7 protein-coding genes are annotated in these 11419 nt (G+C 74.3%); 4 read left to right on the top strand and 3 right to left on the bottom strand.

What is annotated here, in order from left to right; translation table 11 throughout:
* The coding region (locus tag ABD086_RS24615) for a hypothetical protein (RefSeq protein WP_343911217.1) at window positions 1–883 on the bottom strand (883 nt) is incomplete at its 3' end.
* A 250-nt stretch (window positions 884–1133) separates the two neighbouring features.
* Here ABD086_RS24615 and ispF point away from each other — a divergent pair.
* Window positions 1134–1616 carry a 2-C-methyl-D-erythritol 2,4-cyclodiphosphate synthase gene (ispF, locus tag ABD086_RS24610; protein ID WP_343911215.1) on the top strand — a complete coding sequence of 161 codons (483 nt, stop codon included), beginning with the start codon at window positions 1134–1136 and terminating at the stop codon, window positions 1614–1616.
* On the opposite strand, the gene ABD086_RS24605 is transcribed toward ispF, so the two are convergent.
* On the bottom strand, window positions 1594–2616 hold the full coding sequence (locus ABD086_RS24605; RefSeq protein ID WP_343911213.1) for a hypothetical protein: 1023 nt from the start codon (window positions 2614–2616) through the stop codon (window positions 1594–1596). The genes ispF and ABD086_RS24605 overlap by 23 nt on opposite strands.
* Window positions 2613–3797 carry a PrsW family glutamic-type intramembrane protease gene (locus ABD086_RS24600; RefSeq protein WP_343911211.1) on the bottom strand — a complete coding sequence of 395 codons (1185 nt, stop codon included), beginning with the start codon at window positions 3795–3797 and terminating at the stop codon, window positions 2613–2615. Before ABD086_RS24600 ends, ABD086_RS24605 begins: the two co-directional genes overlap by 4 nt.
* 177 nt (window positions 3798–3974) lie before the next feature.
* Between ABD086_RS24600 and ABD086_RS24595 the strand changes: the two genes are divergently transcribed.
* Genes ABD086_RS24595 through ABD086_RS24585 form a run of 3 tightly spaced genes read left to right on the top strand, consistent with a single transcriptional unit; the run spans window position 3975 to window position 11411 of the window.
* On the top strand, window positions 3975–6815 hold the full coding sequence (locus ABD086_RS24595; RefSeq protein WP_343911209.1) for a M4 family metallopeptidase: 2841 nt from the start codon (window positions 3975–3977) through the stop codon (window positions 6813–6815).
* A 4-nt stretch (window positions 6816–6819) separates the two neighbouring features.
* On the top strand, window positions 6820–9651 hold the full coding sequence (locus tag ABD086_RS24590) for an outer membrane protein assembly factor BamB family protein (protein ID WP_343911207.1): 2832 nt from the start codon (window positions 6820–6822) through the stop codon (window positions 9649–9651).
* Window positions 9648–11411: a hypothetical protein gene (locus ABD086_RS24585; protein WP_343911205.1), complete on the top strand. Its 1764-nt coding sequence runs from the start codon at window positions 9648–9650 to the stop codon at window positions 11409–11411. Before ABD086_RS24590 ends, ABD086_RS24585 begins: the two co-directional genes overlap by 4 nt.
* Window positions 11412–11419: the final 8 nt, after the last annotated feature.

Raw genomic sequence — 11419 nt, 5'->3', positions numbered from 1 at the left:
CCGCCGCCGGGGCGGCCGACACCGCGCCGGCCTCGATCGAGGTCGGCACCAGCGAGGGCGACGACCCGCCGGGCGCGGTCGCGCTGGCGGTCTCCGCCTCGACGCCGCTGGGGCTGACGTCCGCGGCGCAGTCGCCCGGCTGCACCGGCGACTCCTCGGTCGTCGAGTTCGAGTGCGGCTGGCCGGCCACCCACGTGTTGGTCGCCGCGTCGTAGACGAAGGGCGTGGTGACGGTCGTCGTGGTCGTGCGGATCACGTCAGAGTCGCAGTCGACGTTGCTCGTCGAGTGCGACTCGTGCGTGGCCGGCGGCTGCTTGGGCTTGTCCGCGCAGCCGTTCCGCACCTGCTCGGCGATCGACCACGGGGTGAAGACGACGTCGGTGACGGTGGCCGTGGTGTCGGTGACGAGGTTCCAGGTGTTGGCCTGCTCGTCGAAGACGTAGGTGTCGGTGTACTCCTCGTCGTACGTCAGGGCCCCGGCGCCGTACGCGGTGCCGGCGAACGCCACGGCGCAGCCCTCGAGCGCCTGGCCGTCGGTGCGGGTCACGTCCGGCGGCGGCGCGCACGGCGTCCCGACGGGCTGGTTCCCCGGGAGGTCGGCGCAATCGTCGACCGGCGTACCGCACGGGCCGACCGAGCCGGCCCGCTCACCGTGGTAGCTGCCGTCCTGGGCCTCGACGAACGCCGACCACGAGGTCGTCGCTCCCTCCTGCGGCACCGGGAAGGTCCGGTCGAACGACGACCCGAAGGTGCCGGTCTCGGTGACCCCGCCGATCGTCACCGACCAGCGGTTGGCCTGGTCGCTGTCGTACGCCGTGGCCGAGACCCGGACGCCGCCGCAGTCCGCACTGAACATCGGCGTGTGTGCCGACGCAGGCGACATGGCGAACAGGCTTCCCCCGGCCGCGACGACGGATGCAGCAAGTACCGCGAGCTTCCTCATTCTCTATTTCCCCCACAGAGTCAACGGGTTGGCGCCGCGGGCCGATCGGCCGCAGCGTCGTGCGGCGGCTCCGTGCCCCCGCCGGACCCGGCGTAGGCGCTGGTCTAGACCCGAGGTTCCTGAGGCGCCCGACACCGTCACGGATCGGTGCTCCACCCGTCCGCGACGCGGGCTCGGGCATGATCACCCTGTGACGGATCGGATCGGCATCGGCACCGACGTGCACCGGCTCGCCGACGGCGTCCCGATGCACCTGGCCGGCCTGCACTGGCCCGACGAGCCCCAGGGGCTGGAGGGCCACTCGGACGCGGACGTCGCCGCGCACGCCGCGTGCGACGCGCTGCTGTCCGCCGCGGGCCTCGGCGACCTCGGCTCCAACTTCGGTACGGCGGACCCCGCGTGGGCCGGTGCGTCCGGCGCTGCCCTCCTCGCGGAGACCGCGGCCCGGGTGCGGGCCGCGGGCTACGAGATCGGCAACGTCGCCGTGCAGGTCATCGGCAACCGGCCGAAGCTCGGCCCGCGTCGCGCCGAGGCGCAGGACGCGCTCAGCGCCGCGGTCGGCGCCCCGGTGACCGTCTCCGCGACCACGACCGACGGCCTCGGCCTCACCGGTCGCGGCGAGGGCGTGGCCGCGGTCGCGACCGCGTTGCTCAGCTCGCGCCGAACTGGTTGAAGGTGGCGTCGATCACCGGACCCCACGAGTCCGCGCTCTTCTCCCACTGGCCGGCCGGACCGTGCTCGGCCGACATCAGCAGCGCCGTCCCGTCCTGCCGGACCGCGGCCCAGATCGCGCCCTGGAGCGGGATCGAGCCCTGCGAGTCCACCCACGTCGCGGTGTAGTTGGTGACCGCGCCCGACACGATGGAGCCGAACGGGTCGATCGGCGAGACCTGGTCGACGCTGACGTCGGAGTAGTTCTCGCCGCCGACGAAGAAGTCGACGTTGTTGGCGAGCAGGCTGCCCGCGTCGTCGGTCGGGTCCACCACGCCGGTGAGCACGGTGATGTAGCTCCCGTGCCCGTCGGCGAACAGCGCGCTGTCCGAGCCGGGGTCACCGGCCAGGGCCCAGTCGCCCGACAGCATCACGTCGACCGATCCGACGGTCACCGCGCCGGAGGCCGGCGGGGGCTCCGGGCTCGGCGTGGGCTGGGGACTCTCGCTCGGCGCGGGCGTCGGCGTCGGGGACGCCGACGGGTCGGTGCCGGGGTCCGGCGGGCCGTCGACCTGGCCCACCGGCTTCGGGTCGAGAACCCCGGAGTTCACCGTTCCGACCTCCGGCGTGGAGGAGCCGTCGTCCCCGCCGGCCACCACCGCGACCAGGCCACCGAGCAGGCCGACCGCGACGACACCGCCGGCGATCAGGGCGATGGTCTTCTGCTTGCCGGACTTGAACAGGCCCCCGGCCGGCGCCGCCGGCCGCGGGTACGGCGGCTGCGGGTAGCCGGGCTGCGGGGCGTAGCCGGGCTGGGGCGGGTAGCCCTGCTGGGGCGGGTAGCCCTGCTGCGGCGGGTACGGCTGCTGCGGCGGGTACGGCTGCTGCGGCGGGTACGGCGGCTGCTGCGGCACCGGCTGCTGCGGCACCGGCTGCTGCGGCACCGGCTGCTGCGGCACCGGCTGGTTCGGCGGCTGCTGGTTCGGCGGCACCGGCGGCTGCTGCGGCGTCTGGTCGCTCATGCCGCACCTCCCTCGTCCGTGGTGCTCATGTGTCGCCGGGCCTGGTGCGAGCTGGAGCGCACGGAGGTGCCGCACGCGATGCAGAACTGCGAGCCGACCAGCAGCATGTTCTCGCACTCCGGGCAGAAGGTCTCGACGAAGGTCTCGCGCTTGGAGTGGCCGGCCTTGGCGGCGTCCTCGATCGCGGCCTCGAGCAGCGCCGCCTGGAGCATCACGCGGATGCGGATCACCAACACGGCCAGGACCACGAAGCCCCAGAGCAGGCCCAGCGCCTGGCCGAAGGGCAGGTACGACGCCAACCGGACGCCCACCCAGTAGAGGACGTTCATCCCCGCGGCGAACGCGAAGTTGCGCACGTAGTACGACGTGAAGCCGTCGTAGCCCTCGCCCTTGCCCGAGAACGCCGCGACCGCGATGCCGGTGGCGGTGCCGTAGACCAGCGACTTCACGACCATCAGGTTCACGATCACGACCAGCCAGGAGGCGAGGCCGTCGGTGGTGCGGAGGTCACCGGAGGTGAACACGGAGTGGAAGACCACCAGGGTCTCGAACGCCGCGTACGCCGTCCCGGCGGCCACGCCGAAGGTGAGGCCGTCGATCATGTCGTCGAACTGGGGCCGGCGGGCCAGGAGCACGGCGGGCAGGTTCTTCACGACCTCCGCCACGACCGGCAGCAGCACCGCGAAGACGAGCAGCGCGGGGATCGAGATCGTGCCGATCCCGCTGCGGCTGCTGCTGGCGAAGCTGAGGAACTGCTCGTCGAAGACCCACTGGAAGAACACCAGCGACACCAGCACCGAGAGCGCGCCCGTCACGACGAACAGCCCGATCACGACCGGCGCCGGCGCGTCCTCCCAGAGGTTCACGTCGTAGATGTAGACCAGGTACGCGATCGGGATGAGGAACGCCGCGGCGGCGATGGCGACCGGAATGAGCCCGAACGCCGTGGCGCCCACGATGAACACCGCGCTGAGGATCATCGCCCAGCGGTAGTTGTCGGCGGTCTCCCTGTTCGTGTGCGGCATGATCGTCGAGATCAACGCGAACTGGTTGACCCCCTCGGACGACTGGACGGCGTAGGCCGCCGTGCGCGACGACGAGCTGCCGCGCAACGAGGCGCCACACCGGTGGCAGAACGCAGCGACCTCGGGGTTCTCGGTCGCACAGGTCGGACAGGTCACGTGCGTCATCCTCCAGCGAAGCTCGGCGGAACCGGCCGGCGCCCGAGCGCTCCGGCCTCGCATTGGTCGGAGTGCATCGTGCACGAAATCGACGCGCTCGCCAGGCATTTGAGTAAAGTCGACGGAACTTTTCCGAATTCGTTGACAGCCTTTCTGGCCGATCCCAGAATCCCGGCCGTGGGGACATTCCTGAGGTCGGCGCCTGCCGTGGTCGTGGCCGCTCTGGCCGTGGTGTCGCTCAGCGCCTGCGACGCGCGCGAGCACGACCTGGGCGGCCGACCGGACCAGCCCACCTCGCTGGTGCTGGCCACCGGCTACACCGGCGACGCCGCCGCGACCGCGGCCCTCCAGGACGCGGTCGAGGAGCTCCGCGCGGAGACCCGGTCGGGCTGGGTGGGCCGGCAGGACGACGTGACCGGGATGCTCGCCGAGCTCTCCGGGGGCCGCTACTTCGCAGCCGCGGGGTCGGACTCGGCCGCGGTCGTGCGCGGCTTCCTCGACGAGTGGGGCGCCCGGCTCTTCGGCGTGACCTCGACCGACCTCGAGCTCGGACCGGAGGGTCCGGCGACCGCCGCCGGGTCGACCTCGGTCCGCGCGACCCAGCAGGTCGGCCGGGTGCCGGTGCTGGACGGCGAGCTGGTCTTCACCGTCGGCGATGCGGCGCAGGAGCCGCGGCTGAACGCCGTGCGCGGCCGGGCCTTCGCGGGCCTCGACGTCGACCCGCGGCCGGACCTGGGCCGCGCCACCGCCGTACGCCGCGCCGAGGCGGTCTCCGGCGGCGTCGCGGTCGGCCGGCCGGCCCTGGTCGTCGTCCCCGGCGACGCGGGCCACCTGGCCTGGCAGGTCACCATCACCCAGGCGGCCAGGGGCGCCACGGTCGCGCCGTCCGACGGCTGGTACTTCATCGACGCCCACAGCGGCACGCTGGTCTCGGTGCGGCCGGCGTCGGCCGAGGGCCGGACCCCGGTCCGCCTCGGCGGGCGGGCGTCGCTCGGGGGCCCGGTCCTCACGGCGCGCGCCGTGGGCAGGACCCGCGGCCTCGCCCCGGACCCGGGCTCGGTCGAGGTGACCGGGACCGGGCCGACCGGCGAGCAACTGACCGCCCACGGCGTCCGGCTGCAGGACGGCGTGGCGCTGGTCGACACCACCGTGCCCACGTGGGACGACAGCGCCCAGACCGGGGGCATCTGGACCTACGACATGGGCGGCAGCGACGACGACTCGCAGCTCCCCGGCCGGCTCTACGTGGAGCCGCCGCAGAACGGCACGGCGATCAGCGACGCCGACGCGATCGCGGCGCACGCCTTCAGCCGGGCTGTCTACGACTACTACGGCTCCCTGGGCTGGTCGTCGTGGGACGGCAAGGGCTCGGACCTGATCTCCTCGGTGCACTACTCCGACGGCTCGTTCTGCAACTCGTACTTCAACTTCGGCCAGATGGTCTACGGCAACCCCTGCGCCCCGGACGGCAAGCCGGCGGAGGTCAGCGAGCTGGACGTGGACACCGCGGGCCACGAGATCACCCACGGCGTCACGGACTCGTCGGCCGGACTCATCTACTCCGGCCAGTCCGGCGCGATGAACGAGAGCTTCTCCGACTACTTCGGCAACGTCATCGGCGACCGCTTCCAGGGCTCGGACAGCAACGCGGTGATGGAGCACGGGTGCACGGGCATCACGCCGCCGACCCAGCTGTGCCACGAGAACCCCGACGGCAGCGTGTCGACGCGCTACCTGCTCAACGGCACGTCGTTCGACGACTACTTCTTCGCCCTCGACACCGTGACCGCCAAGCTCGGCCGCCTCGGGCTCACCCAGGACCACGGCGGCGTCCACATCAACTCGGCCATCTGGAACAACGCGCTGTGGAGCATCCGCAGCCGGCTGGCGCAGATGGACGGGACCACGGCCCTGGACTCGAAGCTCGCCGGCGACTTCGACAAGATCGTGTTCGCCGCCCTGACCACCCAGATCGGGCCGACGTCGGGCTTCGTCGACGCGCGCCGCGCGATCGAGCAGACCACCGTCGACGCCGGCGCCGACCCGGTCATCCTCCGCGTCGAGCGCGAGGTGTTCGACGCCCAGGACATCTGTGCCGGCTGCGGCGCTCCGGCGCGCGTCGTGGGCGAGATCGTCAGCAACGCCCCCGAGACCGAGACCCAGCCCGCCGTCCACGGCGACCGGGTGGCCTGGCTGTCGAAGAGCGACGGCCCCTTCGGCGCGATGGCCACCGGCGGGATCGGGGCGAAGCCCTCGGCGCTCGACGGCTCCACGTCGTCGGCGCAGGTCGTCTTCGCCGGCGACGCGCTGGTCGGCATGGAGTTCCCCGACAACGGCCCCGGCGCCGTGGCCCGGTTCGATGCGGGCTCGACCTCCCGGCTCGGCGAGGCCGACCGGGTCACCGCCTTCGCCGGCCTGGCCGGCTCCGACGACGGCGCCGCGTGGGCGACGCGGTCCGGGGTCTCCTACGTCGACGCCGCGGGCAGCGTCACCGCGCTGCCGCTGTCCCTGGCCGACGGCGACTCGGTGACCGCGCTCGGCGCGGGCGACGGGACGGTCGGCATCGGCACCGCCAGTGGGCGGGTGCTGCGCTGGACCCCGGGCGGCGACGCCCAGGACCTCGGCACGATGGCGGGCGGGGTGCTCTCGATAGCGGCGTACGGCGACCGCGTGCTCGCCCTCGACGAGCAGGGCAACGCCCAGCTGTTCTCCGGCGACGCCGCGCCGGTGCAGATCTCGTCGGCGGCGATGCCGTTCGGCGCCGCCATGAACGACCACTACGCGGTCTGGAGCGAGGCGGTCGGCGAGCTCGGCGGCGGCGCGGCCGAGGAGGCGCAGATCTCGCTGGACGACACCGACCTCTACCTGGTCTCCTTCGACACCGGCACCGTCTACGACCTGATGGACACCCGTGGGCAGCAGGGCTTCCCGGCGCTGTCGGGCGACCGGCTGGTGTGGCAGGACGCCGTCTACGGCGGTGACGACATCCTCACCGCGACCATCCCCTCCGGGCTCTAGGCCGGTGCGCCGGGTCCTGTCCTGGCTGCCCGCCGTGCTGCTGGTCCCGGCGGCGATGGCGGGCGCGGTCGCGGTCTCGGCGCCGGACGACCCGACCGCCGCGATGCGCGTCCTGCACCCGCTCGACCTCGGCACGACCTGGGTCTACGACGTGACCGACCACGGGAAGCCGTCGGGCACCCGGACCCGGCAGATCGTCGGCCAGGCCGGCGTCGGCGACGGGTCGCTGGACGCCGTGGCGCTGCGCAGCGTCTACACCGACTACCCCGGCACCGGGAGGTCGGAGTCCACGGCGTACCTCGGCCTCGACGGCGACCGGCTCCTGCAGCACGGCGTCTACTCCCGCCACGAGTACCAGGCGATCGAGCCGCCGGCACCGGCGTACGAGCTCCCCGCCGAGGCCGGCCACACCTGGGCGTACGACGGCGCCGTCGGCGACACCCGGCTGCGGATCGACGTACGGCTCGAGGCGATCGAGGACGTCGAGGTGAGCGGCCGGACCTTCCACGGGTGCGCCCACTTCCGGTCCGAGTTCCTCTTCACGCTCGACGGCCGCACGAGCCCGGAGACCTACGAGGAGTGGACCTGTCCGGGCTACGGCCCGGTCCGGATCGTCGACCGGGTGCCCGCCCAGGGCCTGGAGCTGGTCGAGGAGCTCGTCGAGTTCCACGGCCGGGCGGGCAACTGGTGGGCCGACCGGCCGGGCCGGCTCACGACCGCCGTGGGGCCCGGCTCGACGCCGGGCTCGACGCTGGGCTTCGGTCCGGACCGGGCCCGGTCCGTGCCGGACGGCGAGGTCACGCCGGAGCTCGCGTGGAGCGAGGAGCGCAACACCAACGTCCGCTTCCCGCCGGTCGGGGACGACGACCTGCGCGTGCTCGCGGAGACCGACGGCACGGTCTCCGCGACCGACGCCCTCGGCCAGGTGCGCTGGCGGATCCGGCTCGCCGATCCGGTCGTCACCACACCGGCGCTGGCCGGACCCGTCGTCCTCGTCGCCGACGCCGAGAAGGACGTCTGGGCGCTCGACGCGACCGACGGGACCGCGCGCTGGGTGCGGCGGCTGGGCGACGTGGTGTCCGCGTCACCGGCCGTCGGCCCGACCGCGGCCGTGGTCACCACCGAGGACGGCGCCGTCACCGCGCTCGACCTGGCCACCGGCGCCCCGGTGTGGAGCACCGGGCTGGGCGCCCCGGCGTACGGCGCCCCGGCGCTGGCCGGCGACCGCGTCGTCGTCGTCGACCGATCCGGCACGGTGACCGGGCTGGACGTCACCGACGGCCACGTTTCCTGGACCCGGACGCTCGAGGGCGAGCCGGTGTCGGCCCCGGTGCTGGCCGACGGCGCGGCGCTGGTCGCCGACGACGCGAAGGTCGTCTACTGCTGGGACCTCGACGACGGTGGCCTGCGCTGGGAGGCCCTCACCGACCACGTCCCCGACAGCGACCTCGCCGCGGGCGCGGGCAGCGCGGTGCTGCGCACGAGCAACGACCACGTCGAGGCGTTCCGGCTCGCCGACGGCGACCACGCGTGGACGGTGCCCTCCCCGGCCAGCCATCTCGCACCGGTCGTGGTCGGCGAGCAGGTCGTCGGCGTGTCGGAGACCGGGCGCGTCGAGGTGCGCGACCTGGCGACCGGCGCCGCGGTCGACCACTGGTCGCTCCCGCTCCCGACGCCGGGCAGCAGCATCGACGCCGACGTGCCGATCGGGTACGTCGGGCACGCGCTCGTCCTCGGCGGGGACGTCGAGGCCGAGGGCCAGCGCACCACGTTCTTCGCCTACCCCGTCGACCCGGCCGGGGCCCGGCGCGGCGTCGCGTTCGCCGTCGACGTCCGGCCCGTGCCGTCCGCGGCCGCGGCCGCACCCGCGTTCGTCGACGGCACCGTGCTGGTGGCCGGCCAGGACCACGTGCTCTACGCCAGCACCGGGCCCCGCTCGGTCGGCGCGCTCCTGGAGTCCGACGGCCTGCTGCCCGGCGTCGTGGTCGCCCACGGGCTGGCGATCTCCCAGCAGGGCCAGGAGTGGCAGGCCGTGCCGGTCGGCGGCGGCGCGCCCGCGTGGACGTTCCCGGCCGCGGACCCGCTGCCCGGATCGCTGCCGGCGGCCGGCGAGGACGCGGTCTTCCTCCCGGTGCACGGCGCCGGCCTGGCCGCCGTCGACGCCGCGACCGGCAAGGCCCGCTGGTACCACCCGCTCCCGGGCGACGTGGGCGGCACGACGCCCCTGGTGCTGCCCGGGGGCGACGTCGTCTACGCCAGCGGCGAGCTGGCCCGCTACGACGCGGCGACCGGGGCGGTGCGGTGGACGGTCCCGGACGTCGCCGCGTTCAGCTCCGCGACGTACGACGCCGGCGTCGTCTACGTCGACGCGGTGCGCAACCAGCACCCGAGCGGCCTGGCGGCCTACGACGCGGAGACCGGCCGGCGGCTGTGGTTCCACGAGAACCAGCAGACCCAGATCATCGCCGGGCCCGCCGCCGGCGAGGGCGTGGTGGTCTACCCCGACGCCCAGGGTGGGGTCGCGGCGTACGACGGCCGCTCCGGCGAGGAGCTGTGGCGCGTCCAGCTGGACAGCCGGGTCGCCGGGACCCCGCTGGTCCGCGACGGTCGCGTCTACGTGACCGAGACCGGCCACGACGAGGACCTGTTCCAGCGCGGCTACCAGGTCGTCGCCCACGACCTGCGCACCGGCGTCGCGCTCGGTGGGTTCGAGCCGCCCGGGTCGAGCTTCGGCCGGAGCGTGCCCACGACCGGGTCCGGACCCGGCGGCGAGCTGCTGGTGCCGGCGACGAGCCGGCTCGGGACCATCGTGCTGGTGCTGGAGGCCCGACCGTGACCGAGACGACCGGAGTCGGGACCGGTGGGCGCTGGCGGGCGGCCGCACCCGTCCGCGCGGCCGGCCGGGCGCGCCCGGTGTGGGACACGGCGTTCGCCGACCCCGTCCGCGAGGGCCACCTCCGGCTGGCCGGCCTGACGCGCACCGAGCGCCAGCTGGCGAGGGCCGGCCTGGTCGGCCTGGCCCTGCTGCTGGTCTCGCTGCTGTTCACCGACGTGTGGCGGCGCGGGACCCTGCTCCCGCTCGACGCGCCGGGCCGGCTGACGTTCCTCCCGGTCGGCCTCCTGCCGGTCACGCTGGTCGCCTTCCTGCTGGCCTGGTCGCTGCTCGCGTGGGGCGCGCTGGCCGCCTCGCCCGTGGTGCGCGTCGTCGTCGCGGCGACGTTCCTGCTCACGAACGCGTCGCTGTCCGTGCCCGCCTCGATCGAGGTGAACGGCCGGGCGGCCCTGGAGTACGGGCCCGACCTGGTGCGCGCCGGCTACCTCGGGACCGCCGCCGCCCTGGTCGTCTCCGCCCTGCTCGCGCCGCTCGCCCGGACGTCGCGGGTGCTGCGGCCGGTCCTGCGCACGGCGGCGGTCGGCGGCCTCGCGCTGTTCTTCCTGACCCACCTGTGGATCCACGTGGTGTTCGTCGACGAGGGCCTGGCCGGCGGCGTCCAGACCCTGATGTCCGGCGCGATCACCGAGATCGACGGGCTGCTGCTGCCGCTGGTCTACGTGTCGGGCGTGCTGGTGGTCGACTTCAGCCTCGACGTCGCGACCGGCGTCTCGGAGTCCGCGCGCGAGCTGCCGCTGCGGGTCGCCCGCTGGCTGCTGGCCGCCCTGCTCGCGGTCAAGCTGTGGGTCGAGGTCGGGAACCGCTGGGCGGACTGGACGACGTACGTCGAGGACCGTCCCGCGGCGGTCGCGCGCACGGTGGTCGCCGTGCTGGTGCTCGGCGCCGTCGTCGCGCTGGTCACCCGCTTCCCGCTCACCGACGCCTTCGAGCGGGCCAAGGAGCTGCTGCTCTACGGCAGCGCCGCGCTCTACGCGAGCGCCATCCTGCTCGCCGTGCTCGTCGTCGGCGTCGGCGTCTTCTCGATCGCGCAGCTGGAGGTGGACCACGTGCCGTGGTTCGTCACCCGCTTCCCGACCGTCGGGCTGACCAGGTACGGCCCCCTGGCCCTCGCCGGCCTCGCCCTGCTCGTCGGCCTGCGGCTCCTGCGCCGGCGGCGCTCCGACCTGGACCGGGAGGTCGGCTCCGGCCTGGTGGTCCTCGGCTGCTGGACGGTGCCGGCGCTCGCCCTGAGCGCGAGCGGCAGCGACCTGGGCTTCTCCGACCCGCTCGTCGACGTGCTGGTGACCGTCGGGGTCGCCGTGCTGCTCGCCGTCCGGTGGCGGCGCCTGGACGCCGGGACCGTCGTGGCGCTCGGGGCGCTCACGGTGTTCTCCTGGCTGGCGATGAGCCGGGGCGACTGGATCTCGGTGATCGGCGCCCTGATCGGGCTGCCCGCGATCGTCGTGGTGGTGGTCGGCATCGCCTTCTCGGTGGCCGGCGACGCCGGGTTCACCGCCACCTCGACCCGGCGGCTGCCCCAGGGCGCGCGGGTGCTGCTGTTCGTCGGCTACCTCGTGCTCTCGGTGACGATCCTGCACTGGGTCGAGGCCACGCACGCCGACTCCCACGCGGCCGGCGCGGCCGACGCCGGGTTCTTCTACCTGGGCATCCCGTGGGCGGCCTGGCTGGTCGGCCGGCGGTTGCTGCAACGGCCGGGGTCCTAGGTGTACCC

Origin of the sequence: Nocardioides aquiterrae (assembly GCF_039526625.1) — a bacterium.
Lineage (GTDB): Bacteria > Actinomycetota > Actinomycetes > Propionibacteriales > Nocardioidaceae > Nocardioides > Nocardioides aquiterrae.
This window is presented reverse-complemented; position numbering and strand designations above follow the sequence as displayed.

Bases quoted from the DNA above. Each gene is read 5' to 3' on its own strand.
- ABD086_RS24605 (WP_343911213.1), bottom strand. From the start codon at position 2,616: ATGAGCGACCAGACGCCGCAGCAGCCGCCGGTGCCGCCGAACCAGCAG.